General features: G+C 65.9%; 21 protein-coding genes. 12 read left to right on the top strand and 9 right to left on the bottom strand.

From position 1 onward, the window contains the following. Window positions 1–117: 117 nt before the first annotated feature. From ahpC to BH95_RS24420, 4 genes are all read right to left on the bottom strand, one after another. Window positions 118–681, bottom strand: a complete 564-nt coding sequence (gene ahpC, locus BH95_RS24405) for an alkyl hydroperoxide reductase subunit C (protein WP_019663746.1) — start codon at window positions 679–681, stop codon at window positions 118–120. Between the two features lie 181 nt (window positions 682–862). Then, entirely contained in the window at window positions 863–1267 is a 405-nt protein-coding gene (locus BH95_RS24410) for an SRPBCC family protein (RefSeq protein ID WP_019663745.1), read from the bottom strand. Window positions 1268–1284: 17 nt separating this feature from the next. Next, window positions 1285–4758, bottom strand: coding sequence for a bifunctional proline dehydrogenase/L-glutamate gamma-semialdehyde dehydrogenase (locus tag BH95_RS24415; RefSeq protein WP_052060162.1), 3474 nt, complete (start codon window positions 4756–4758; stop codon window positions 1285–1287). Between the two features lie 33 nt (window positions 4759–4791). Continuing rightward, on the bottom strand, window positions 4792–5766 hold the full coding sequence (locus BH95_RS24420; RefSeq protein ID WP_020111905.1) for a LysR family transcriptional regulator: 975 nt from the start codon (window positions 5764–5766) through the stop codon (window positions 4792–4794). 91 nt (window positions 5767–5857) lie between these two features. Between BH95_RS24420 and BH95_RS24425 the strand changes: the two genes are divergently transcribed. The 3 genes from BH95_RS24425 to BH95_RS24435 all read left to right on the top strand — a co-directional run bounded on the left by BH95_RS24425 (window position 5858) and on the right by BH95_RS24435 (window position 9132). Then, window positions 5858–6760 (top strand): EamA family transporter, encoded by a 903-nt coding sequence (locus BH95_RS24425; protein WP_371828329.1) that lies wholly within the window; start codon window positions 5858–5860, stop codon window positions 6758–6760. Between the two features lie 144 nt (window positions 6761–6904). Beyond that, window positions 6905–7582 carry a DUF3159 domain-containing protein gene (locus BH95_RS24430; protein ID WP_244165125.1) on the top strand — a complete coding sequence of 226 codons (678 nt, stop codon included), beginning with the start codon at window positions 6905–6907 and terminating at the stop codon, window positions 7580–7582. After that, on the top strand, window positions 7579–9132 hold the full coding sequence (locus tag BH95_RS24435) for an alpha/beta fold hydrolase (RefSeq protein ID WP_037184679.1): 1554 nt from the start codon (window positions 7579–7581) through the stop codon (window positions 9130–9132). The genes BH95_RS24430 and BH95_RS24435 overlap by 4 nt, the downstream gene beginning before the upstream one ends. Here BH95_RS24435 and BH95_RS24440 read toward each other — a convergent pair. After that, a complete protein-coding gene (locus BH95_RS24440; RefSeq protein ID WP_020111901.1) occupies window positions 9129–9923 on the bottom strand; it encodes an alpha/beta fold hydrolase in 795 nt (264 codons plus the stop codon). The two genes, BH95_RS24435 and BH95_RS24440, sit on opposite strands and share 4 nt — an antisense overlap. A gap of 150 nt (window positions 9924–10073) precedes the next feature. Here BH95_RS24440 and BH95_RS24445 point away from each other — a divergent pair, with 150 nt between their 5' ends. The 9 genes from BH95_RS24445 (at window position 10074) to BH95_RS24485 (ending at window position 20573) form a co-directional block, all read left to right on the top strand. After that, window positions 10074–10481, top strand: a complete 408-nt coding sequence (locus tag BH95_RS24445; RefSeq protein WP_027498833.1) for a YciI family protein — start codon at window positions 10074–10076, stop codon at window positions 10479–10481. A gap of 40 nt (window positions 10482–10521) precedes the next feature. Continuing rightward, window positions 10522–11673, top strand: coding sequence for an RNA polymerase sigma factor (locus BH95_RS24450; protein ID WP_208601213.1), 1152 nt, complete (start codon window positions 10522–10524; stop codon window positions 11671–11673). Window positions 11674–11821: 148 nt separating this feature from the next. After that, window positions 11822–12160 carry an L-rhamnose mutarotase gene (locus BH95_RS24455; protein WP_019663736.1) on the top strand — a complete coding sequence of 113 codons (339 nt, stop codon included), beginning with the start codon at window positions 11822–11824 and terminating at the stop codon, window positions 12158–12160. Between the two features lie 54 nt (window positions 12161–12214). Next, on the top strand, window positions 12215–13561 hold the full coding sequence (locus BH95_RS24460) for an MFS transporter (RefSeq protein ID WP_019663735.1): 1347 nt from the start codon (window positions 12215–12217) through the stop codon (window positions 13559–13561). Beyond that, on the top strand, window positions 13558–14727 hold the full coding sequence (gene rhaI / locus BH95_RS24465) for an L-rhamnose isomerase (RefSeq protein ID WP_019663734.1): 1170 nt from the start codon (window positions 13558–13560) through the stop codon (window positions 14725–14727). The genes BH95_RS24460 and rhaI overlap by 4 nt, the downstream gene beginning before the upstream one ends. Window positions 14728–14730: 3 nt before the next feature. After that, window positions 14731–16791 (top strand): bifunctional rhamnulose-1-phosphate aldolase/short-chain dehydrogenase, encoded by a 2061-nt coding sequence (locus BH95_RS24470; RefSeq protein ID WP_080738095.1) that lies wholly within the window; start codon window positions 14731–14733, stop codon window positions 16789–16791. Window positions 16792–16798: 7 nt separating this feature from the next. After that, the gene (locus tag BH95_RS24475; protein WP_037184681.1) at window positions 16799–18259 is read left to right on the top strand and encodes a rhamnulokinase; all 1461 of its coding nucleotides are present in this window, start codon (window positions 16799–16801) and stop codon (window positions 18257–18259) included. Window positions 18260–18311: 52 nt separating this feature from the next. Beyond that, a complete protein-coding gene (locus BH95_RS24480) occupies window positions 18312–19547 on the top strand; it encodes an alpha-hydroxy acid oxidase (RefSeq protein ID WP_037184683.1) in 1236 nt (411 codons plus the stop codon). A gap of 39 nt (window positions 19548–19586) precedes the next feature. Then, window positions 19587–20573, top strand: coding sequence for a LacI family DNA-binding transcriptional regulator (locus tag BH95_RS24485; RefSeq protein WP_037145010.1), 987 nt, complete (start codon window positions 19587–19589; stop codon window positions 20571–20573). A gap of 49 nt (window positions 20574–20622) precedes the next feature. On the opposite strand, the gene BH95_RS24490 is transcribed toward BH95_RS24485, so the two are convergent. The 4 genes from BH95_RS24490 to BH95_RS24505 form a co-directional block, all read right to left on the bottom strand. Continuing rightward, entirely contained in the window at window positions 20623–22302 is a 1680-nt protein-coding gene (locus BH95_RS24490) for a Na+/H+ antiporter (protein WP_019663729.1), read from the bottom strand. Between the two features lie 18 nt (window positions 22303–22320). After that, window positions 22321–22968 carry a PadR family transcriptional regulator gene (locus tag BH95_RS24495; RefSeq protein ID WP_019663728.1) on the bottom strand — a complete coding sequence of 216 codons (648 nt, stop codon included), beginning with the start codon at window positions 22966–22968 and terminating at the stop codon, window positions 22321–22323. 104 nt (window positions 22969–23072) lie between these two features. Then, complete coding sequence (locus BH95_RS24500) at window positions 23073–24374, bottom strand: serine hydrolase domain-containing protein (protein WP_037163612.1); 1302 nt, start codon at window positions 24372–24374, stop codon at window positions 23073–23075. Window positions 24375–24411: 37 nt separating this feature from the next. Beyond that, complete coding sequence (locus tag BH95_RS24505; RefSeq protein WP_244165126.1) at window positions 24412–26034, bottom strand: serine hydrolase; 1623 nt, start codon at window positions 26032–26034, stop codon at window positions 24412–24414. Window positions 26035–26308: the final 274 nt, after the last annotated feature.

Genomic DNA, 26308 nt, shown 5'->3' on the forward strand with positions numbered 1-26308 from the left:
GAGATCGGAAGGGATGGTCGTGGATTCTCAGCTCGGGCCGAGTGATCCGAACGTGGGGGATGCACCGGCGGCACAGGGCATTACACTCCTGTGCCGCCACGCACCGATCCGAACGAATCAGATCTTGCCGACGAGCTCCAGCGACGGTGCGAGGGTGTCTTCGCCCTCTTCCCACTTCGCCGGGCAGACCTCACCCGGGTGGCTGCGCACGTACTGTGCGGCCTTGACCTTGCGGAGAAGCTCGGATGCGTTGCGGCCGATGCCTTCTGCGGTCACCTCGGTGAACTGCACGACGCCGTCCGGGTCGACCAGGAAGGTGCCGCGGTCGGCGAGGCCCTGGTTCTCGCGGAGAACCTCGAAGTCGGTGCTGATCTTCAGCGTCGGGTCACCGATCATCGTGTACTTGATCTTGCCGATCGTGTCGGAAGACGCGTGCCACGCCTTGTGGGTGAAGTGGGTGTCGGTCGAGACCGAGAACACCTCGACGCCGAGACGCTGCAGCTCTTCGTAGTGATCGGCGAGGTCGCCGAGCTCGGTGGGGCAGACGAATGTGAAGTCGGCGGGGTAGAAGTAGAAGACCGCCCACTTGTCCTTGATGTCCTCGTCGGAAACGGTAACGAAGGCACCGTCTTTGAAGGCCTCAGCGGTGAACGGCTTGATCTTCTTGTTGATGAGCGACATATACGGCCTCATTCGTATTCGGGTGCGTTGGTGTCGGTTGACGACCCTAATGATCTTGGATTGATCGGGCCAATCGATGATTGCTCAGATCTCGATAGCTCGAGCTTATCGATCCAGCGTGGGCTTTCTGGACTCGATCAAACCTAGGACCGGGCGTGACGGACTACACAGCCTCCCGCGATCAGTGCGCGCGTTCCGCGGCCAATCGCTCGATCCGGGGGAGCGCAACGGCCATGATCGTCAGATACGCGGGCGCCCAGATCGGTACGCCGAAGCTCACCACGCAGCCCTCGCCGTCGGGGATCACCTCGTGTCGAGTCGCCGGAACACCCGCCACCCGCCACGCCCAGAGACGACCGTCCTCGAACTCGGTGATGCGAAACGGCAGAGGCACCCCGACCGGGGTGAACACCCGGCCTCGGGAACCCAGGGCAAGCGGACCGGGGCGGTCCAGTTCGGCGCCGGCCACCGTCGGACCCCACACCGGCCACGCCGTCAGGTCCACCAGAACCTCCCATGCCGCGGCAGGCGGAACGGACATGGGGAGTTCGACGACGGGCATCCCGCGACGAAGGTTCAGGCGCATGCGGTGTGAGTAGCCGTTCACGGCGAATCGAAACGGCCGCCGCCTGGCGTGATGTTCAGCAGAGCGTCCACCCGAGGAATCTCGCGGTAGGTACCGAACCGGTGGTGGGTGATGCTGAGGGCCTGCTCACGCAGGAACGGCAGCATCTCGACGCGACCCGCTTCGGTCACGGCGCCCGACCACACTGCGGCAGACGGCCCGGTGGGCACGTCGGTTCCGGACCCGACGACGCGGGTTCTGTCCGTCCCGCCGTGCGAAACCGCACGCGCCCAGTCCGTTTCGGTGTCGACCGTCACGTCATTGGTTGTCAGGAACCCGAGCACGTCCTCCCCGAGAGCGACGGACGCGTGCACGGACAGGCGAAGAGGGGAACGGGCTCGCAACCCGGCGGCGACGACGCGCAGAACCTCCACGGGGCGAGCGTCGGCCTCCGCTCGTACGGTCACCGGGGTAGGAAGGTAGCGCAGCACGTTCGCCTCCACCCCGAGATGCGATACGTCACGGGTGACGCCGAACTCCGTGTCCCACGCCACGAGATCGCTTGCCAGAGAGCGCCGTAGAAAGTCGAGGTCGTCGCCGACCGCTGCGGTCTCGCGCAGGAAGGCCTCCGCCCACGCGTCGGCCACACAGCCGACGGTCGTGCCGGACGAGGGGAGGGGCGACCAGTCGGACAGGCCGACGAGGTAGTTCGGTCCGCCGGCCTTGCTCCCCGTGCCGACCGTCGATTTCTTCCACCCGCCGAAGGGCTGCCGTCGCACGACGGCTCCGGTGATTCCTCGGCCCACGTAGAGATTGCCTGCGGCGACGCCTTGAATCCACTGCGCCTGTTCCGCGTCGTCGAGGGAGTGAAGGCCAGCGGTGAGCCCGTAGTCGACGTCGTTCTGTACCTCGATCGCCTCGGCAAGGGTGGCGACGGTGATGATGCCGAGGATCGGACCGAAGTACTCGGTTCGGTGGAACTCGGAACCAGGAGAAACGCCGACGCGGATTCCCGGCGACCACAGCCGGCTCTCGTCGTCCAGTGCGCGGGGTTCGAGCAACCACGACTCACCGGGATCGAGGTGGGTGAGACCCCGGAGAACCTTGCCGCTCGCAGGTTCGACGAGTGGACCGATGCGCGATTCCGGGTCCGTCGGGTACGCGACCTTCATGGACCGGACGGCGTCGACCAGCTGGCCCAGGAAACGGTCCGATGTGCCGACGGATCCGACCAGAATCGCCAGGGACGCTGCGGAGCACTTCTGGCCCGCGTGGCCGAAGGCAGACTTCGCGAGGTCCTTCACCGCCAGGTCGAGATCGGCAGCGGGTGTGACGACCATGGCGTTCTTACCGCTCGTCTCCGCGAACAGCCGAATGCCGGGGCGTAGCCGGTGGAACAGCTCCGCCGTCTCGTAGCCACCCGTGAGGATCACCTGATCGACCCGCGGATCCGCGACGAGGGTGCCGGCGAGAGACGCCTCGTCGACGTGGACGAGGCGCAACACATCTCGCGGCACGCCCGCCCGCCACAGAGCGTCGACCATCACCGAACCGCAGCGTTTCGCCTGCGGCGCAGGCTTGATCACGACGGCAGAACCCGCGGCAAGCGCGGCCAGGGTCGATCCCGCCGGTATCGCCACCGGAAAGTTCCACGGTGGTGTGACGACGGTCAGACGCCTCGGCCGATGGAGTGCGCCGTCCACGTGCGCAAGCTCCTCGGCGAGTTCGGCGTAGTACCCGGCGAAGTCGCTGGCCTCGCTGACCTCGGGGTCGCCCTCCTCCAGGGTCTTGCCGCACTCCGCGGCCATGACTTCGAGCAGGTCCGCACGTGCGCGAGACAGCTCGCGCGCCGCGGACCTCAGGATGCGTGCTCGCTCGGGCGACGGGAGCGAACCCCAGCCCACCCCTGCGTCGCACGTCTGCTGAATCAGCTCGTCGAGGCGGACGGGATCGTCGACGGTGTACTCGACGACGAGGTCTTCCCCGATGCCCGACGCCTCGGCGCGCTCGAGAATGCCGCGGCCCCACCCTCTGTTGGCGGCCGAGGAGGGATCCGTGTCGGGGGTGTTGGCGAACGGTACTGGGACATCGGTGCTGTCGGCGCGGTCGGCGCTGTCGGTGGTGCGGTTCTGGCTCCGTCGCCGCGCGGGGACGGAGTCGTCCAGGGCGGTCAGGGAAGCGCGGAATCGATTCTCCTGCATCATGAACTGCGGGGTCGGTTGCCCGCTCTCGGTGGTCAGTTCGAACATCGAGGGCATGAAGTTCTCCGGCGCTGCTCCTTCTTCCAGCCGGCGGACGAGGTAGGCGATCGCGACGTCGAACTCGTCGGCGCCGACAACGGGGGTGTAGAGAAGCATCCCGCCGGTGTCCTCGGCGATCACCTGCGCCGTCGCCGACGCCATGCCCAGCAGCATCTCGAATTCGTATCCGGACTCGATGCCGCGCTGTTCGGCGAGACACCGTGCCCAGGCGAGGTCGAAGAGGTTGTGCCCGGCAACGCCGATGTGCACGTTGCGGATTCGATCGGGATCGAGCGCGTGGTCGAGGATGCGCTTGTAGTTGGTGTCGGTGTCCTGTTTGGACGACCACGTGGCCAGGGGCCATCCGTGCAGAGCGGATTCGACTCGCTCGAGCGGAAGATTCGCGCCCTTGACGACGCGGACTTTGACCGCTGCACCTCCGCGTGCAGTACGCCGGGCGGCCCAGTCCTGCAACCGCATCATCGCGGACAACGAGTCAGGAAGGTACGCCTGCAACACGATTCCCGCCTCGAGCGACAGAAGTTCAGGTCGGTCCAGCAGGGTCGTGAACACCGCGATCGTCAGATCGAGATCGTGGTATTCCTCCATGTCCAGGTTGATGAACTTGGGTGTGCCGGACTGCGCGGCCGCCGAGTACAGCGGTGCGAGCTCGTCGACGGTGTGTGCGACGGCCTCCTCGAACGCCCAGGGCGAGTGCGGCGCAACGACCGCCGACACCTTGACGGACACGTAGTCGACATCCGATCGCGCCAGTAACGCCGTGGTTCCGTCGAGACGTGCCCGAGCCCCGGCCGACCCCATCACGGCCTCGCCGAGCAGATTGATGCCCGGACGCATTCCGTTCCGGCGGATGCGAGCGAGACCGCGAGAGAGTGCGCGCGGCGAGGCGTCGAGCACGAGGTGGCCGACCATCGCTCGCAACGCCTTCTTCGCGATGGGCACGACCAATGCCGGTGCGACCCTCGCGGCCACGTTGCCGAGACGAAGGGCGACACGCAGATGCACGCCCAGGAACTGCGGCAGATCACCGTCCGTCAGATGCGCCCAGTTCCTGGCGGCGACCCGCACGTCCTCCGGCCGTACGACGCCGTCGATGAACCCCACGGCGAACTCCAGACCACGCTCGTCGCGCAGCAGGCCCGCGAGACGCACGGCGGCACGGTCGGTGGGACGGTCGGCGGAGAGAGTCACCCAACGCCGTGCCAGGGCAACCGCGTCGTCCGCCAGTTCTTCGCGCGTCCTCGGTGCCATGGTCCACACTCCTCCGGGATTGACGGGCTTCGACTAGGGGGCAGGGCTTGTTTCGGGTGTCACCAGTCCATTCTGTATGCGAAGTCCGTCGGCGGTGTTCCACTCGGAGGTTCGAGCTGCCGCCGTCGACGCGAGCGCTGCTCGGAACGCCCGGATCGCGGGGTGCCCGCCGCGTCCGGCACGAACTGCGGTGTAGATGGTGCGGTCCGGACGCCCCGGCAGTGCGCGGAGATCGAGTCCGTCGGACTGGTTCGCGGCGATCAGTGCGGGAATGAACGCCGCGGCGTGGCCGGTGCGCACCAGATGGGCGTGCATCAGGGGGTCCGGGCTGACGAAGCGGACTCGGGGCTCGAATCCTGCGGCACGGCACACCGACCGGGCCCACGTTCCTGTCGCACTGTCCGGCGGGTCCATCGCCCAGGGCACGTCGAACAGGCCTGCCAGGTCGGTACGCGCGGACGGCAACCACGCGGCCTCGGACGGGACGGCGAGCAGCAGTGGATCGACGGCGAGATCCGCCCGGTCGATGTTGGCTCGGACCGGCTCGGGCATACCGGGGTATTCCTCACCGAGAATCAGGTCGAAGGAGTGCGACAACAGGCCGTCGTAGGCAGCGACGACCTGAAGTTGGTCGAACTCGACGGTCAACGACGGTTCCTCGGCAGCCAGCAGGTCCAGCACTGCAGGCACGATCGCGAACACGACCGTCTGAAACGACGCGACCCGCAGTGTTCCCTGAACTGCGGACTGAGCCGACGCGAGATCCGCCTCGGCTTCCTCCAGTTGGCGAAGGACGATCTCGGCGTGAGCGGCGAGTCCGATGGCGGCGTCGGTCAGTGTCACCCCTCGCCCCACCGGTTCCAGCAGCCGAACGCCGGACTCCTTCTCGAGCAGCGACAGCTGCTGCGACACCGCCGACGGCGTGTAGGACATCACACGGGCTACCTCGGCGAGCGTGCCGCGCCGCTGCAATTCGAGGAGGATCCGCAGGCGAGGGACGTTGAGCATCGGGTTCCCGTCATAGGTAAGCAATAATGACCGTTATTCTACAAAATGATTCGCTGGACTTACGTGAGTTACGCGAGAAGCATTCACTGTCATGACGGCAACCTCCCGGACACCCGGCACGGGATCAGCAGTAGCGATGATGGTCGGGTCGTGTCTGTCCCTGCAGTTCGGCGCGGCTCTTGCCGTTCAGATATTTCCTGTCGCCGGGTCGTGGGCCGTCACTGCAGCCCGGTTGGCCATCGCAGCCGCTCTGCTGCTCCTGCTGGTGCGTCCACGGGTACGCGGATGGTCGAGGGAGCAGTGGAAGAGCATGGCTGCGCTGGGATTCGCATTGGCCGCCATGAACGGATGCTTCTATGCCGCGATCGATCGAATCCCCCTCGGCGTGGCCGTATCGATCGAGTTTCTCGGTCCACTCGTTCTGGCCGCCGTCCTGTCACGTCGGCGCGCCGACGTCGGGTGGGCGTGCCTCGCGCTGGTCGGAATGGTGCTGTTGGGCGTCGAATCCGCGGTTCACGCAACGAGTCTCGATCCTGTCGGCATCATGTTCGCGCTGTTCGCCGCGTCGTTCTGGGTCCTCTACATCCTGACCAATGCACGGGTAGCGGCAACGGTTCCCGGCACAGGAGGCCTGGCTGCGGCAATGGTGATCGCCGCGGTCTGCGTCCTTCCCGTCGGGATGATGCAAGGGCTCACCGCCTTCGCGGACCCCGAAACCCTGGCCCTCGCAACGGTGGTGGCGCTGTTGTCGTCGGTCGTTCCGTACACCCTCGAACTTGCTGCGCTGCGAATCGTTCCGCGCAACGTCTTCGGCGTCCTACTGGCCCTGGAACCGATCTTCGCGACACTGGCGGGATGGCTGCTGCTGCACCAAGCCGCAGGGGCGATCCGGCTGACTGCCATCGCACTGGTCATCGCCGCGACGGTGGGAACCGTCCTGACGGCCGAGCGCGTCGCGTCGGTACCCGCCCGGCCCGAGGTCGAAGCCGTCTGAGCCGGCGCCTGCATGACATCTGTCATGCCCGACCCGTGACGAAGTAGCGCGGTTTCGATTCCCGTCTGCACTGTTGTGGAGCGTGCGTGTCGACGACTCTGGGAACAGACGACCGAGCGACGACTTCGACACGAGGAGGACACGATGACGACTCCGGACCCCACACCGATTCGAGACGAGAAGAAAGCCGACGCCACCCAACTCCTGCTGAACAACCTCGGCGGCGTGAGCGGAATGATCTACACGGCGGTCCCTGTGGTCGCCTTCGTGACCGCCAACGCGGTGGCCTCGCTTCCGATTGCCATCGGAATCGCCGTCGCCATCGCCGTCGTGCTGACAGCGCTGAGAATGGTGCGCGGTGAACCGATCGTCCAGGCGAGCGGCGGACTGATCGGCGTCGTGACGGCCGGTGCCGTTGCCGCGTGGACGGGCTCGGCCGGCGGATACTTCCTGATCGGAATCTGGACCAGCCTGGTCATGGGTGCGCTGATGGTGGCATCCCTGCTCGCGCGTCGACCACTGACCGGACTCCTGTGGAACGCGCTGCACGGCAACAAGTACCCGTGGCGATCGGATAGCTCCACTCTGCGTGCGCACGACATCGCGACCGGCGCCTTCGCGCTGCTGTTCGGTGCCCGCTACATCGTGCAGGATCACCTCTACGACACCGACGCCACCGGGTGGTTGGCCTTCGCGAAGATCTCCATGGGCACCCCGCTGTTCGCCCTCGCGATCCTGGTCACCGTCGGGGCTTTCCGACGCTCCACGAAGCGTCTCGTGAACGACACCTTTCCGAACACACAGGGAGTGAGCCACCCGTGAACTATCGTCACCGACCGCGCCGGAGCGTAAGCCTCCTGGCCGCAACAGTTCTCGTCCTCGGGGCATGCAGCCAGGCCGAGCCGGAGCCGAACACGACTGCAGATCTGGATCGCTTCTACGATCAGGCGGTGACGTTCGAGCCGTGCGAGGGGTACGGCACGACGTCGACCGACGAGGCAGCGTTCGTCAGCGATCCGACGTTTCGGTGCGCGCGCGTGGACGTCCCGCTCGACTACGACGATCCCGACGGACGGACGGCGCAGATCGCGTTGCTGAAAGTCCCCGCGAAAGGCGAGCCCATCGGGTCGTTGCTGCTCAACTCGGGCGGCCCCGGAGGCCCTGGCATGAGCATGGCCGCAGCCGCGGCGACAACGCTGGCGGACAGTCCGTTGACCGAGAAGTTCGACATCGTCGGATTCGATCCGCGCGGCGTCGCGGCGTCGACGCCGGCCATCGACTGCTTCACCGACGCCGAGAACGAAGCAGGCGAGGCGTACACGACAGTTCTGACGGGAGCGAGGTCGCTGTCGGAAGACGGGGCACGCGAGCTGGTTCGGCAATGTGCCGAGCGGTCCGGCGGCGAGGACGTTCTGGCGAACGTCGGAACTCGTGACGCAGCCCGGGACATGGATGTGCTACGCGAAGTGCTGGGCGACGACCGGCTCAGTTACCTCGGACAGAGTTACGGCACTCGCCTGGGCGCGGTCTACGGAGAGATGTTCCCGCAGAACGTTCGAGCCATGGTGCTCGACGGTGCCATCGATCCACTGCAGAGCACAGCGGACCGTCGGATCGATCAGTTCACGGCGTTCCAGGAGGCATTCGACGCCATGGCTGCGGACTGCGCCACCGAGCCCGACTGCCCTCTCGGGCAGGATCCGGCGAGGTCCGTCGAGAATTTCCAGAACATCGTCCGCCCGCTGATCGACGATCCGATCGTGACCCCGGACGGCAGGAAGATGGACTTCGACGCCGCCTACGGGGCCGTGATCGCCGGGCTGTACGACTCGACCGTCTGGCCGGTCATCACCAAGGGCATCGCGGAACTACAGGTGGGGCAGGCGGAGACGTTGCTGAAGATCAGTGACGTGTTCGGTGGGCGTGACGTCGACGGCGCCTACCCGAATTTCGCCGAGGCGCTGTACGCGATCAACTGCAACGACGAGCAGCGCAACACTGCCGAACAGGAGGTCGAGCTCAAGGAGCGAATTCAGGGCATCGCGCCGTTCACCGACTCAGGTCTGGGGCCGGAAGGTGCACGCGACCCGTGTGAATCCTGGCCCGTCGAACCCACTCTGGGATTCCCGTACGCAACCGATATCGACGGTCTGCCCGACACGTTGACCATCTCCATCACCGGCGACCCGTCCACGCCCTACGCGGGTGGTGTCAGCCTTGCCGAGACGCTGGGTGGGTCACTGCTCTCCGTCGACGGAGACCAGCACACCGTCGCGTTCTCCGGAGCGAACGACTGCGTCGACACGGTCGTGGCCGAGTACCTCGTAGACCTGAAATCCCCACCGGAGGGGGCCCGCTGCGCTCTCGACTAGGCCGTGCGAGTTTCGCTTCCCGCCAACAGGATCGACGCGATGAGCTCTGGGTTGTCACTCATCGGGACGTGGCCGACGCCCGGCACGGTGATGAACGTGGCGTGCGGCAGGTTCCGCTTCGCGACTGCACGCTCGTAGATCGGCAGGGTGAGGTCGCGTCGGCCCCAGGCGATGGTGATGGGAACCTGCGGCTCGGCCGCGACGGGAAGTTCGAACACCGCGTCCAATCCTTCGTCGACGAAGGTGTTGGAGACCAGGGACGCGGTGTCCACCACGGCGTCGGCGTACGGCACACGGCTGGGGTGGGCGAAGAACGCGGAGATGGCCGGGTAGCGCACGGCTTTGTAGGAGAGCAGGCGAGGCGCATGCTCGCCCATTCCGCGGGCCAGGGTCCGCAGAACGCGGAACGTGCCGATCGCCCGGCGTCGATCGAGGTCGTTCACGAAGAACCCGGCGGGAGACAGCGCGGTCGCCGACGCCACCCGCCCGCGGCACGCCATGGCGATCGCCAGCCAGCCCCCCAGGGAGTTACCACCGATGTGAGGCTTCGCGTCCGGAGTGTCGAAGTCTCCGAGCAGATCGTCGAGGGCATCGACGACGTAGCCGAGCGGATCGCTTACGTTCGCCTCGAGTGCGGGGGACTCGCCGTGACCGAGCAGGTCGACGGTGACCACCCGTCGATAGGGCGTGAGTAGATCGAGGATCGGATCCCACGCCTGCCTCCGGTGAACCACTCCGTGAACGAGGACGAGAGTGGGCCCGCTACCGGCGACGTCGTACCGCATCTTCATGGGAGCACATAGTAGCTGTGAATAGAGGTAACACCTACTCTTTTGCCGAATCGGAGAAATATCTTCGGGGACGATGTCGAAAACGCTCACCCGGTTCCGTCCCAGGGTTGGATGCAACCACAGAGGCTGCACAGAGACGAGGAGATCATCATGGCCAAGTACCTGTTTCTCAAGCATTACCGCGGCGCTCCCGAGGCAGTCAACGACGTCCCCATGAACGAATGGACACAGGACGAGGTGGAGGCCCACCTGAAGTACATGGACGACTTCGCCGCCAAGCTGCAGCAGACCGGCGAGTTCGTCGACAGTCAGGCGCTGAAGCAGGCCGGTGCGTGGGTCCGGTACGACGGCCAGGGAAAGCCGCCGGTCACCGACGGCCCGTTCGCCGAGACGAAGGATCTCATCGCCGGATGGATGGTCATCGACGTCGACTCCTACGACCGCGCGCTGGAGCTCGCGGCCGAACTGTCCGCCGCACCCGGTGCAGGCGGTGAGCCGATTCACGAGTGGCTCGAAGTCCGCCCGCTGATGAGCACGCCCACCACCATCGAAGACTGACATGCACCTCGGGTCCGGCACGTCTCCGGATCGGCCCGGGATGGACGACGTCCTGGTCCGGCAGTTGACTCCCGCTGTGATCGGCGTCCTCACTCGTCGCGGACTCGATTTCACGACAGCCGAGGACGCCGTGCAGGAAGCGTTGATCCAGGCCACGACGTCCTGGCCGACGACGATGCCGTCGGACCCCAAGGGGTGGCTCGTCACCGTCGCCTGGCGGAAGTTTCTCGACGGGCATCGAGCCGACGAAGCCCGTCGAACACGGGAGCTGCGGACCTGGGCCGAGCCGCCACCGGCGGACACCCAGAACGTCGACGACACCCTGCAGCTGCTCTTCCTGTGCGCGCATCCGTCGTTGACGCCGTCGGCGGCGGTCGCGTTGACGTTGCGCGCGGTCGGTGGCCTGACCACCAAGCAGATCGCCGACGCGTACCTCGTCCCGGAGAAGACGATGGGTCAGCGCATCAGCCGCGCGAAGAAAACCGTCGGGCACGTGCGATTCACGGAGAACGGAGATCTGTCGACGGTTCGCCGGGTGCTCTACCTGATCTTCAACGAGGGGTACACCGGCGACGTCGACCTCGCGGCCGAGGCGATCCGACTGACCCGGCAGTTGGCCGCGTCGACCTACGACGAGGAGACGTCGGGACTACTCGCGCTGATGTTGCTGCATCATGCCCGCCGGAGTGCCAGGACACGGCCCGACGGCAGCGTCGTCCCCCTGGCCGAGCAGGACCGATCGCAGTGGGACACCACGCTGATCGGCGAAGGCGTCGACATCCTGCAGGCCGCGTTGGCGCGCGACCGACTGGGCGAGTTCCAAGTGCACGCGGCGATCGCCGCACTGCACGCCGACGCCAGAAGCGTCGACGAGACCGACTGGGTGCAGATCGTGAGCTGGTACGACGAACTTCTCGCCATCACCGCGAGCCCCGTCGTGCAGCTCAATCGGGCGATCGCCGTGGGGGAGGCCGACGGCGCGGCCTCGGGTCTCGCGGCGCTCGGCGCAGTGGATCCGAGCGTGCCCCGCTTCGCCGCTGCTTCGGCGTACCTCCACGAAAAGGCGGGGGACCTGGTCTCGGCCGCGCGGCTGTACGGCGAGGCAGCGCAGGCAGCATCGAACCTCGCCGAGCGGCATCACCTGTCGGTGCAGGCAGCGCGTCTGAGCAAGGTGCTGCGCGAGTCCGAGTGACGAGCCCGGCTCCGGAAGACCAAGGGGTTGACGCGGCGCACTGGAGAGCCCTAATGTGATCCAAGCCATCGATTGAAACGTTTCAATCCCGTCGAATCTGCAACAGTCGATGGTGGCCCCCACACTCTGATCGTCGAGAAGGTCCTCCATGGCATCGGTTCTGTCCGACACGAAGAAGCTGTGCTTCCTGTTGAAACTGCGCCCCGAGCGGGTGCAGGACTACCTGGCCGCGCACGAGACCGTCTGGCCGGAGATGCTCGATGCTCTGCGCGAGACGGGGTGGAAGAACTACTCGCTGTTCCTTCGACCCGAGGACGGTCTCGTCGTCGGCTACGTCGAGTCGGACGACCCCGCGGCGATGACCACGGCCATGAGCGCGACCGACGTCGACGCACGCTGGCAGGCCACCATGGCCCAGTACTTCGAACCCGCGGCCCGCCCCGACGCCCCTCTCGAGTTTCTGCACCACTACTTCCATCTCCCCTGATCACCCTCACACCGACCCCCCTCACACTGACCCCCCTCACTACATGGAGCCCTCATGAAGATCGGCGCCAAGTCCACCACCGGGTGGCGAGCGACCATATCGGTCGCGATGAGCAACTACATCGAAGCCGGATCGATCATCGCCATCGCCACGTCGTTGACGTTGTGGCAGAACGAGTTCGGCATCAGCAACCTCGCCGTCGGGCTGCTGGCCGCGTTCAGCGCCAATGCATTCGGTGCGGCGATCGGCGCCGGCATCGGCGGTCCGCTGTGCGACAGGTTCGGCCGCAAGGCGATCTACACCTACGACCTGATGGTCTACATGGTCGGTGTGCTGATCGCAGCGTTCGCGATGAACTTCGCCATGTTGCTGACCGCGTTCGTGATCACCGGCATCGCCGTCGGAGCAGGTGTACCCGCATCGTGGACGTACATTGCCGAACAGGCGCCGTCGCGTGAGCGGGCACGACACGTCGGAACCGCGCAATTGGCGTGGTCGGTCGGGCCGTTCGTCGGATTCGCACTCGCTGCGTTGCTCGCGCCCCTGGATCTACTCGGCTCTCGCATCATCTTCCTGCACCTCTTCGTCGTGGCCGCGGTGGTGTGGTGGATTCGCCAGGGCTTGCCCGAGTCGGTGATCTGGAAGAACGAAACGGGCGACACCGCAGGGGCGGCTGCACGCGAGAAGACCTTCGGCGCAGCCGGATTGAAGGGCCTGTTCACCAAGAAAGTGAACATCACCGCGCTGCTGGTCCTCATCGGGATCTACGGCTTCTGGAACACCGTCGCGGGACAGGCAGGCATCTTCATGCCGCGTGTGTACGAGAGCGCAGGCGTCGAGAGCGCCGTCGAACAGAACCTCCTGCAGGTTCTGGTGTGGGGCTGCACCGTGCTCGCCACGTACTTCGGCTTCATGAAGTTCGCCGATCGCGTGTCCCAGAAGCTGCTCTACTCCATCGGGGCTCTGCTCGGCATCGCGGCCTGGGCAATCCTGGTGTTCTTCACCGACAACGGACTCCCGACGCTGCTGATCTTCGCCATCACCTGGGGTATCTCCAGCGGCATCGGTGCCCAGGCGTTCTACAGCCTCTGGGCGAGCGAGCTGTTCGCGACGCCGTACCGCGCCAGCGCCCAGGGCTTCATGTTCTTCGTCGTCCGCACCGCCACCGGTCTGCTGAGTTACTTCTTCCCGACCCTGCTCGCCGCCACCGGACTCACCACCGTCGGCCTGCTGCTCATCGGCCTGCTCACCGTCGCCCTCGCGATCGGTGCGATCTTCGCACCGAACACGCGTGGAAAGTCCCTGCCGGAGATCGAGACCGAGCGATACGGTGCGGTCGTGTCCCCTGAACTTCCCGACTCCCGAGACGGAGTCACCCAGACCCGAGAGCCTGCACTGTGACCACACATACCGTCAGTCCCGACGCGATCCTCGACGCCCTCGCCATCGAACTCCCGTCGTGGGCGTTCGGAAACTCCGGAACCCGCTTCAAGGTGTTCGGCACCCCCGGCACACCCCGCACGATCGAGGAGAAGATCGCCGACGCAGCCACCGTGCATCGGCTCACCGGATTGGCTCCCGTTGTCGCGCTTCACATCCCGTGGGACAACGTCGACAGCTTCACGGCACTGAAGTCCTACGCCGCCGATCTCGGTGTTCGTCTGGGAACGGTGAACTCCAATACCTTCCAGGACGACGACTACAAGTTCGGCAGTCTCACGCACACCGACAAGGGCGTGCGGCAGAAGGCGATCGACCACCATCTGCGGTGCCTCGAGGTCATGACCGAGATCGGCTCGCAGGACCTGAAGGTGTGGCTGGCCGACGGCACCAACTACCCGGGTCAGGGCGATATTCGCGGTCGGCAGGACCGTCTCGCGGAATCGCTGGCCGCGATCTACCAGCACGTCGGCGAGGGCCAGCGGTTGGTGCTCGAGTACAAGTTCTTCGAGCCTGCCGTCTACGTGACGGACGTGCCGGACTGGGGCACGTCCTACGCGCACACCGTCGCGCTCGGTGAGCGCGCGGCAGTGTGCCTCGACACCGGGCACCACGCGCCGGGAACGAACATCGAGTTCATCGTCGCGCAGCTTCTGCGCCTCGGCAAACTCGGTTCCTTCGACTTCAATTCACGCTTCTACGCCGACGACGATCTGATCGTCGGCGCGGCGGATCCGTTCCAGCTGTTCAGGATTCTGTTCGAGGTCATCCGCGGCGGAGGGCTCGCACCCGAGTCGGACCTCGCGCTCATGCTGGACCAGTGTCACAACGTCGAGGCGAAGATACCCGGGCAGATCCGCTCGGTCCTCAACGTCCAGGAGATGACGCTGCGCGCGGCTCTCGTGGACACCGAGGCACTCACCACGGCGCAGGAAGCCGGAGACGTACTGGGCGCCAACGGCATCTTCATGGATGCCTTCTACACCGACGTGCGTCCGCGGCTCGCCGAGTGGCGAGAGAGCCGCGGTCTACCGGCCGACCCGATGCGAGCCTTCGCGGAATCGGGTTATCAGCAGCAGATCGAAGCCGACCGCGTCGGCGGCACCCAGACCTCCTGGGGTGCATGAGCAATGACGACACAGCAGGAAGCGAACACGATGAACGAGACTGTCGCAGCGTTGTTGGCACGATCGAACCGTCTCGGGTCCGACCCGAGCAACACCAACTACGCCGGCGGTAACACCTCCGCCAAGGGAACCGACACCGACCCGGTGACCGGTGCCGATGTCGAACTCATGTGGGTGAAGGGATCCGGCGGCGATCTCGGAACGCTGACCGAGTCCGGCCTGGCCGTCCTGCGGCTCGATCGGCTGCGCGCACTGGTCGATGTGTACCCGGGACTGGACCGCGAGGACGAGATGGTCGCGTCGTTCGACTACACCCTGCACGGACGCGGGGGAGCGGCGCCGTCGATCGACACGGCGATGCACGGACTCGTCGACGCAGCACACGTCGACCACCTGCATCCGGACTCCGGCATCGCGATCGCGACCGCCGCGGACGGTCCCGAACTGACCCGAAAGATATTCGGCGACACGGTGGTGTGGGTTCCGTGGCGACGACCCGGATTCCAGCTCGGACTCGACATCGCCGCTATCAAAGCCGAGAACCCGCAGGCGATCGGCTGCATTCTCGGCGGACACGGCATCACCGCATGGGGTGAGACGTCCGAGGAGTCGGAGGCGAACTCGCTCGAGATCATCCGCGCTGCCCAGGCCTACCTTGCCGAACACGGCCGAGCAGAACCGTTCGGCGCCGCGCTCGACGGCTACTCGGCCCTGCCGGAGGCCGAGCGACGCGCCAAGGCCGCAGCCCTGGCCCCGTACATCCGAGGGATGGCATCCACCGACGAACCCAAGGTCGGGCACTTCACCGACTCCGACGTGGTCCTGGACTACCTGGCTGCCGCCGAGCATCCGCGTCTGGCCGCGCTCGGCACCAGCTGCCCCGACCACTTCCTGCGGACCAAGGTGAAGCCCCTCGTTCTGGACCTGCCTGCGGACGCATCGATCGAGCAGTCCGTCGAACGCCTGCAGACACTGCACGAGGCGTACCGCAAGGACTACCAGGCCTACTACGAGCGCTTCGCGACCGAGGACTCACCTGCGATGCGCGGCGCCGATCCGGCCATCGTGTTGATCCCCGGCGTCGGCATGTTCAGTTACGGCGCCACCAAGCAGACCGCCCGGGTGGCAGGCGAGTTCTACGTCAACGCGATCAACGTGATGCGGGGCGCCGAATCGGTGTCCACCTACAGCCCCATCGACGAGTCGGAGAAGTTCGACATCGAGTACTGGGCGCTGGAAGAAGCCAAGCTCGCTCGGATGCCGAAACCCAAGCCGCTCGCGACGCGCATCGCCCTGGTCACCGGCGCGGCGTCGGGCATCGGCAAGGCGATCGCCACACGATTGGCCGCGGAGGGCGCGTGCGTCGTCATCGCCGACCTCGACGCGCAGAAAGCATCCGACGTCGCCGCCGAGATCGGCTCGACGGACGTGGCCATCGGAGTTCGGGCCGACGTCACCGACGAAGCTGCGGTGCAGGCAGCCGTCGACGCGACGGTGCTCGCGTTCGGCGGTATCGACCTGGTGGTCAACAACGCAGGCCTCTCGCTGTCGAAGCCTCTGCTGGAGACGACCGTCGCGGACTGGGATCTGCAGCACGACGTGATGGCTCGCGGATCGTTCCTCGTCTCGCGCGCTGCGGCGGCCGCGCTGATTGCCCAGAAGATGGGCGGCGACATCCTGTACATCTCGTCGAAGAACTCGGTGTTCGCGGGACCGAACAACATCGCCTACTCGGCGACGAAAGCCGATCAGGCACATCAGGTTCGGTTGCTCGCCGCCGAACTCGGCGAACACGGTGTCAAGGTCAACGGCATCAACCCCGACGGGGTGGTGCAGGGATCGGGCATCTTCGCCGCCGGCTGGGGAGCGTCCCGCGCTGCGGTCTACGGCGTCGACGAGGCCGACCTCGGCAAGTTCTACGCGCAGCGCACGCTGCTCAAGCGAGAGGTGTTGCCGGAGAACATCGCCAATGCCGCGTTCGCACTGTGCACGTCGGACTTCTCGCACACGACCGGACTGCACGTGCCCGTCGACGCGGGTGTCGCCGCCGCCTTCCTGAGATGAGACGGGCATGAGTACAGCTCAGGTCGCGGCCGTCGACCTCGGTGCGACGAGCGGTCGCGTCGTGGTCGGCACCGTCGGCAGCGATACCGCAGGCAGGGACGTGCTGCGTCTCGACGTCGTCACCCGGTTTCCCAACGAACCCTGCCGGCTCTGGAACGGGTCGCGGGCAGCGCTGCACACCGACGTGCCCGGATTGTTCGGGCACGTTCGGCGTGGTCTCGCCGACGCCGCTCGCGACGCGGACAACCTGGTGAGCGTCGGAGTCGACTCGTGGGCCGTCGATTACGGCCTCATGCGCGGAGGTCGCCTGGTCGGGTTGCCGCACCACTACCGGGACGAACGATCCCAGCGGGGCGTCGAGCTCGTGGAATCCGTCGTCGACCGCGCGGAGTTGTTCGCCCGCAACGGTTTGCAGTTCCTCCCGTTCACCACCGTGTACCAGCTTGCGGTGGACCGGGCCGACGGTCTGCTCGAACCAGCGGACCGCGTGCTACTGGTGCCGGATCTCGTGTCGTACTGGCTCACCGGCCGCGAGGTCGCCGAGCGCACCAACGCGTCGACGACGGGCATTTTCGGTACCGACGGCGTGCTCGACGATGTCCTGCTGGATCTCCTGGGAATCGACAGGTCGCTGTTTCCCGATGTCGTCGACCCGGGCGAGGTTCTCGGGCCGATCCTGCCCGGTGTGGTGGACGGTGATCCGTCGGTGTCGGTCACTGCTGTCGGTTCCCACGACACCGCCTCCGCGGTTGCCGCGGTACCGATGGATCCTGATTCGGCGGTCTACATCTCCTGCGGCACCTGGGGTCTCGTCGGCGCCGAGACCTCCTCGCCGGTGGTGAATTCCCGAGTGCGCGACGCGGGGTTCACCAACGAAGCCGGAGTGGACGGTCGCAACCGGTTGTTGCACAACGTGATGGGTCTGTGGCTGCTGTCGGAATCGGTGCGCGAATGGAGCCGAGCCGACGGCGCGGCGGTGGACCTGCCGGAGATGTTGGCGGCAGCGGCACACTGCCCGGCCCCCACGCATGTCTTCGACGCCGAAGATCCGATGTTCCTTCCTCGCGGCGACATGCCGACACGAATCGCGGCCTGGTACTCCGATCGTGGCCTTGCGGTTCCGTCGTCACGGGTGGAGATGGTTCGGGCGATCGTCGAATCCCTGGCCGTCGCCTTCAGCGCGGCGGTGTACGACGCCGCGGAACTCGCAGGCATCGACGTGCGGCGGATCCACGTCGTCGGCGGCGGAGCACAGAATTCGTTGCTGTGCCGGATTCTCGCCGACAGGTCCGGACTCGACGTACTGGCCGGGCCCATCGAAGCGACCGCGTTGGGTAACGTGCTGGTACAGGCACGGACCCACGGGTTGATCTCCGGAGATCTGACACGGCTGCGGCACACGGTCGCAACCACCTTCCCTCCCGTTCGTCACGAACCTGCGTCCTCCCGCCGGGCGGCATCTCTTTGAACCACAGCTCTTTGAACCACAGCGCTATGACACACACGACAAAGGATTGACCATGGTCAAGAGGCAAATCCCCAAGGTGCGCGATCTCGCGCCCCTGATGCAGTTCAAGAAGCCGGAGTTGAACGGCAAGAAGCGCAGGCTCGACGCCGCCCTGACCATCGAGGATCTTCGCCGGATCGCCAAGCGTCGGACCCCGACGGCGGCGTTCGACTACACCGACGGCTCGGCGGAGGCCGAACTGTCGATCAGCCGGGCGCGTCAGGCGTTCCAGGACATCGAGTTCTCTCCGTCGATCCTGCGCGACGTGTCCAAGGTGTCGACGGGATGGGACGTGCTCGGCGCACCGGTGGCGCAGCCCTTTGGTATCGCCCCGACGGGCTTCACCCGCATGATGCAGACCGAGGGGGAGATCGCCGGTGCGCATGCGGCAGCTCGCGCGGGCATCCCGTTCTCGTTGTCCACGATGGGAACGACCTCGATCGAGGACGTCCGCGACGCCAACCCGCACGGTCGCAACTGGTTTCAGCTGTACATGTGGAAGGACCGCGAGCGGTCGATGAGCCTCGTCGACCGTGCCGCGAAGGCGGGGTACGACACCCTTCTGGTCACCGTCGACGTTCCTGTGGCGGGAGCGAGGCTGCGAGACAAGCGCAACGGCATGACGATTCCGCCTGCACTGACACCGGGAACCGTGTTGAACGCGCTGCCGCGTCCACAGTGGTGGATCGACTTCCTCACCACCGAACCGCTGTCGTTCGCGTCGATCGACCGTTGGTCCGGCACCGTGGCGGAACTGCTCGACACGATGTTCGACCCGACGGTCACCTTCGAGGACCTGGCGTGGATCAAGGAGCAGTGGCCGGGCAAGCTCGTCGTCAAGGGAATCCAGACGCTCGACGACGCCAAGGCCGTCACCGCACTGGGCGTCGACGGTCTCGTTCTGTCCAACCACGGCGGACGACAACTCGACCGTGCTCCGATTCCGTTCCACCTTCTGCCCGAGGTGGCCCGCGAGGTCGGCAAGGACACCGAGGTCATGATCGACACCGGCATCATGTCCGGCGCCGACATCGTGGCGTCGATCGCCGTCGGAGCCCGATTCACGCTCGTCGGCCGCGCCTACCTGTACGGGCTCATGGCGGGCGGCGAAGCCGGGGTCAACCGTGCCGTGGACATTCTGTCCGAGCAGGTCGAACGCACCATGCGTCTCTTGGGTGTCACCGCGTTGGAGGAACTGGGCCCTGGCCACGTCACTCAGCTCGAGCGGTTGGTCCCGCGCCCACGGTGACCGTGGTCGGCTGGTAAGACTGCAGTCGTGGCGAAGAGCATGAAGCAGGTTGCTGCGGCGGCGGGTGTGTCCGTCGGCACGGTGTCCAACGTGCTCAATGCACCCGACAAGGTTGCGCCCGCGACGGTGAAACGTGTCATGTCCGCGATCGACCGACTCGGATTCGTCCGCAACGACGCTGCCCGGCAGCTGCGTGCCGGCCGGTCTCGATGCGTCGGGCTGGTGGTGCTCGACATCGGCAACCCGTTCTTCACAGAGATCGCACGAGGCGTCGAGTCCAGTGCCACAGACCGAGGGCTCACCGTTCTGCTGGGGTCCACGGACGACGATCCGGAACGTGAGCGTCTCTACCTGGACACGTTCGACGAGCAACGTGTCCACGGCCTGCTGGTGTCTCCGGTCGGGGAGGATCTCGAGCGACTCGAACTCCTCCAGTCCCGAGGCACCCCGGTGGTACTGGTCGACCGCGACGGAACGGGTACGTCGTTCTCGTCCGTCGCGGTGGACGACATCGCCGGAGGCGAACTCGCCGTCCGTCATCTGTGTGAGCAGGGCCGGCGCAGAATCGCCTACGTCGGTGGGCCCACCTCGCTGAGACAGGTCGCGGATCGACTGCGAGGCGCGCGCATGGCCGCGGAGGCGGCGGGCGCCGTCATCGAGGTCGTGCCGACCCGCGAGCCCAGCGTGCTGGCAGGCCGAGCGGCTGCGGCCTCGATCGCCGAGCGCGCCCCGAAAGACCGACCGGATGCCATATTCTGCGCCAACGACCTGCTCGCACTGGGAGTTCTGCAGAGCCTGGTGATGCTGGGCAACTCGGTCGTCCCCGACGACATCGCCGTGATCGGCTACGACGACATCGATTTCGCAGCGTCGGCCGTCGTGTCGCTGTCCTCGATCAGGCAGCCCAGCCGCGACATCGGCAGGGCAGCGGTGGATCTGCTGGAGGAATCGGCCCAGGACCACCGCGCCGAACCACGCCACGTGCAGTTCCAGCCGACCCTCACCATCCGCGATTCCACGCGCTGAGGAAACTGCGCTGAGGAAACTGCGCTGAGGAAACTGCGCTGAGGAAAACCTAGCCCGGCTGGTCCGTCTCGTCCGGGTGCTGTTTGAAGGAATGCTCCTCGTGGTCGAGTTCGTGCTCGAGGCTCCGCATCCCGGCGTCGGGGAGGCGCCCGGCGTCACGCCAGCGCACCAGTTCCTCGCGCTGGGCGTCGATGAGGCGACGGCGGACCGTTGTCGCTGCCTGCTGCTCGGGGGAGATGACGGGTGCGTCGTCGTCGGTCTCGTCGAGATGATCGAGCCTGCGGTTGTACCGGTCGATGCGCTCCTCGAGCTCGCGGCGCATGAGCGCGCGGCCGTCGTCGTCGATCTCCTCCTCGTCGGCGATGTGATCGAGTTGCTGCAAGGCCGCTTTCGTCACGCCCACGCGCGCTTCGTTGCGCAACCTCGATTCGGCGGCGGGGTCGGCCCGCACGTTCAGCAGTCGCACGAGAGGGGCGAACGTCGTGCCCTGCGCCACCACGGTCACCAGGACGACCACGAAAGCACAGAACAGCAATAGATTTCGGATCTCGAACGGCTCACCCGATTCCGTCGTCAGCGGTAGCGAGAACACGGCGGCGACGGTGATCACTCCGCGAGTTCCCGCCCAGCTCATCACCACAACCTCCCGTCCCGACAGCCGCGAAGACCGAGAGGAAGACCGGTCGGCCATGCGTGCCGCTGCCTCGGTGCCGAGCAGCCACAGGGGACGGACGAGCAGCACGCCGGCGAGCGTGACCGCGACGGCGCCGACGACGGTGGTGAGCGGGTAGGCCGCAAGCCCCTCGATCACCGTCGGCAATTGTTCGCCGATCAGCAGGAACACGAAACCCTCGAGCAGCAGATCGATCAATCTCCACACGGCGCCCGTCTGCAATCTGCTCGCTCCGGACACGGCGTGGCGAGTGTCGTGGCCGATGAAGAGAGCAGCGACGACGACAGCGAGCACTCCCGACGCGTGCACTTCCTCCGCGGCGACGTAGGCGACGAACGGTGTGGCCAGGGATACGACATTGAGCAGAAGCGCATCGCCGAGGAACTTCTGCACGAACCTGATGACGAGCGCGATCGCGCACCCGACGATGACTCCGCCGACCGCGGCCAGCACGAAGAGTCCGCCCGCGTGCGTGAAGGTCATGTCCTGCGCCGCGATCGCCGTGGCCGCGACGGTCAGCATCGTCAGCGCGGTCGCGTCGTTGAGCAGTCCCTCGCCTTCGATCAGCGTGATCAACTTCGGCGGTATGCCGGCTCGCCTGCCGACCGCGAGTGCAGCCACGGGATCGGGCGGTGCGACGGCAGCTCCCAGGGCCATTCCCGCGGCGAGGGTCGCCCCGGGTATCAGCAGCGCCAATCCGACGCCGACGATGGAGGCCGTCACCACGACCAACGCGACGGACAGACTCAGGATCGTCCACACGTTGCGACGGATCGCGACCAGCGACGAGTTCAACGCTGCACTGTAGAGCAGCGGCGGAATCACCAGCGTCAGCACGAGTTCCGGGTCCAACACGATGTCCGGTAGCGACGACGTCGACACCGCAAGACCTGCCACGGTGAGCAACGCTGCGGCAGGGATCGACGACTTCTCGGACACGACCTGCGCCAGGACGATCAGCGCCGTCGCGGCCAACACGAGTCCGAGAATGCTCAGCACGTAGTTGCGCCGCTGGGTGAGTTCACGAGCATGGATTCCACCCCGGCGTGCTCTCAAACCTGCAGGCCGGAGTGTTCAGTCCGGTGGCGTTCGATCCTGCTCCAGAGATTCCTCGAGAATGGCGCGGCTGCGTTCGCGGTGAGTGGTGGCCGGAGACGTCGTGTCCGACCACGTGTCGGTTTCGGTCAGAGCCCACTCCGCCCAGTCGGAGATGTGGGTGAAGTGGCCGATCATGAAGCGGTTGGCCAGCGTCATCAGGTGTTGGCGTTCGGGGAACGTCGAGTTGTCGACGTCGTGCAGACGCTCGGCGTGGGCCAGGAACAGTGCACGGGTCTGCCGGGCTTGATCGCGCATCGTGGTGATGTTGTTGCGCAGGTCGGTGAGCGAGCCCTGTTCGGCGAACAGCACCCGAATCATGCCTTCGAACTCCATGGCCGACGGCCTGGACGCCGTCGCGAGCCATGATGCGAGGGCGTCGCGGCCTGCGTCGGTGATCGAGTAGACGGTGCGGCTGCGGCCGGTGCCCACCGGATCCGTCGATGCCGAGACGAGGCCCCGTTCGAGCAGCTTCTTCGGCGCGTTGTACAGCTGGCGGTCGGCCCGGGGCCACAGTTCGGCGACTCCACGGCCGAACTGCACCGAGATGTCGTAAGCCGTCCAATCCCGCGTGGCGAGCAATCCGAGGATGACGTACGAGGTTGTGTTCAGATCGCCCTGCGCCACCGATGGTCCTTCCTGCCGAAAGACCGATCGCCGATCGGCGCCGACGTCCCGATCCTAACTATCGGCCCGAGCTGTCATGTGCCTGCCTGTCATGTGCCTGCCTGTCACTCGCCGGCATCGTCACTGTGCTCCTCGACGGCGTTCGAGGCTTCGGCGGACGGCGCCGCGTACACGAACGGGAACAGTTCTCGGGCGACCTTGGCGGCGGGTGCGCTGCCGTCGACCGCCGGGGCGAGGTTGGCCCAGACTACGAACGTGACGTCGTTCTCCGGGTCGTATCCCATGAAGGAGTTGTATCCCGGCATCTCGCCGATGTGCCCGTACAGCGGACCCATCTGTGCGATTCCGTAGCCGTACGCCGCGGTTCCCGTGTCGTCGCTCGGGGTGATGCTGTCCATCCGCAGCTGCTGGGTGTCGGCGTCGAGCAGTTCGCCCACGGCGAGAGCCTTCACCCACGTGGCCATCTCGTTCGCCGTCGAAATTCCTTGTCCGGCAGACCACGTCCACGACGGGTTGTCGTTCGTCGTCGTTCTCGGCGTGACGGAGCCTGCGTCGATGGCGGCGATACGTTCGGGCGACAGCGATTCCTTTCCTTCGCCGAGGGTTTCGAGGTTTCCGCTGTAGGAGTATCCGGCGGTGTACGGCGCGGGAATGGAGGTGTCGGTGTTCGCCGGGAACGAGGTGTCCGTCAACTCGAGCGCGGAGAACAGTCGATCCTGGTAGATCTGCGCGATCGGCTTTCCGTCCAATTGCTCCGCGATCAGCCCGAGCAGCACGGTGTTGGTGTTGGAGTAGTTGTATTCGGTGCCCGGAGCGGACGTCGGCGGGTTCGAGAGCCCGAGTGCAACCAGTTCCTCTGGTTGCCAGACTCTTTCGGGATCCTCGTCGAGCGCTCGGTTGAGCTCGACGGTCTGGGTGTAGCTGTAGAGACCGCTGCGCATGTCGAGGAGTTGTCCGATGGTGATGTTCTCACCGTTGGGGACATCGGGGCGATACTGGCTCACCGGGTCGTCGACGGAGATCTTGCCTTCCTGAACCATCTGCAGGATGACGGTGCCCGTCCACGTCTTGGTGTTGGACCCGACGCGCACCTTGGTGTCGAGCGTAGGTGGCGTCGCGGTACCAGCATCCGTGCTGCCCCAGGTGTTCACGTACTCGCCGTTCGGAGTCCGGATCAACACCACCATGCCGATCTCGCGGTATTCCTTCGCCTTCTCGTCCACTACCGCGTCCATCGCCGCAGTGTCGAACGGCACGAGGGCCGAGGACGAATCAGCACTCTCGGACACAGCACTCTCGGACACAGCACTCTCGGACACAGCACTGTCGTTGCCCGACGAACATGCCGCGACGAGCAGTCCTGCAGTGAACAGAATGGTCAGTAGTTTGCCTGAAGTGCGGTGCATCGTCTGGGGTCCGTTCGTGTCGTGGGCGTCTACGAAGTCAGGAGCGGGTGAACGTGCCGAGTCCGAGAGGATCGAGATACTCGACGGTGAGTGTGGTCGGCGCCCCGGGGGTGAGGGCGAACTCGGCACCCGTAGGCCCCGACGCGTTCTCGCCGACGGGCTCGAACCAGTAGGTGTCGCCGTCGTAGTGGGTGAGGGGGTAACTCGACTGCAGTTCCTTGCCGAGTTTCAGCACCAGTTCGTCGCCTTCGGCAGTGACTTCGGCAGTGCCGTAGAACGGGCTGGTGTACGTGCCGACGTAGCTGCTCGGCTCCCGCGCAGGCGTCGTCGACGCGGGCGGATTCTCGTAGTCCGTCTCGGAACGGCCGTGCGCGACCATCTTCTCGAACTGGCCTGCGATGAACGGCGCCCAGTCGACGGTGAGTTCACCGTTCTTGGCGTAGTCCATGAACTGTGCCGCAATGGTTTCCGAGACACCGACGGGTGCGGTGTTGGCGAGTACGACGATGCCGAGTTGCTCGCTCGGTAGCATCACGACGTCGGTGCTCGCGCCGAGTCCGAACGCCCCTGCATGACTGACCTCGACGCGGCCCTGACTGTCGGTGCCGACATTGAAGCCGATGCCGTAGAAAGTGTCTCGCGCTCCTGGCGTCTCCGCGGGGTGGGCGAGAGAATGCGCTTGGTGGGTGAACTGCAGGGCTTCGGGCTCGACGACGGTGGTGCCGTCGTACTCCCCGCCCGCGAGTTCCATGCGGATCCACTGGGCCATGTCGTCGACGGAGGACGCTGCACCACCCGCCGGGGCCTGGCCTTCGGGATCGCTGACGTACTTCGCTTCCCACGTGGTCGAACCCGGTTCCGTCGGAACGTGATTGAAGGCATGGTTGGGTGAGTCGACCCATTCTTGCTGGCTCGACGTCGTGTTGGTCATGCCGAGGGGTTCGTAGATCTTCTCCTCGGACAGTTCCGCCCACGTGGTGCCCTGGGATTTGGCTGCTGCCACGCCTGCTGCGGAGAACCCGTAGTTGGTGTAGTCGTAGTTGTCTCGAAACGGTTCCAACGGAACCTGATTCAAGCGAGCGATGATCTCGTCGTAGCTGTAGCCGAGGTCCTCGAGGAGGTCGCCTGCGTGGTCGGGCAGGCCGGAGCGGTGCGACATCAGGTCGGTGAAGCCGGCGTTCTCGGTGACGTACGGATCGGACACCGCGAAACCCGGTTCGAACCGGCGGATCGGCTCGTCCCACTCGAGCTTGCCTTCGCCGACCAGCGAGGCGACCACCGACGACGCAACGGGCTTCGACACCGAGGCAAGCTGGAACATCGTGCTGGTGTCCACCGGGTCCGGTTCGCCGACCTTCCGAACACCGAATCCCTTCGAATACAGCACTTCGTCCTGGTAGACGACCGCGACGGCGATACCGGGAGCGCCCGTTCGTGCCATCATGTCCTCCACGTACCCGTCGAGTTGTCCGACGGCGGCGTCGACGGCTGCCCGGTCGATCGACGCGGGTGGAACCTGCGGAGGAGTCTCGGCGAGTGCGCTCGCGTTCGTCTCCGATCCTGCATTGGAGTCGGCGTTGGAAGCGGAGTCCGTGCCGGCGGTGGAACTACACGCCAGAAGCACGGTCATCCCGAGTGCGAGGAGGGTGAGAGCCGACATTCGCGCACGAACGAGGGGAGTGCATGTCCCGACCATCGAGTTGCTCCGTCCGAAGCGTCACGTGTTCTCACGTGGACGGTTCGTGGGCACTGTCCACGAGTCCACGAGCACAGATCGATTTGGCAGGCGCGCCGATCCCGACGATGGACGCTGCGCACTGTGGCGATGACGATACACCCGTGACTGCATGTTGCACTATGTAATTTGCAGTATCGGGCAGATTCCGTGCCGTGCGTGTGGAACCACCACGGTCGTGACTCCACACGCACGGAAG

The sequence above is a fragment of the Rhodococcoides fascians A44A genome, assembly GCF_000760735.1.
GTDB classification, from domain to species: domain Bacteria; phylum Actinomycetota; class Actinomycetes; order Mycobacteriales; family Mycobacteriaceae; genus Rhodococcoides; species Rhodococcoides fascians_E.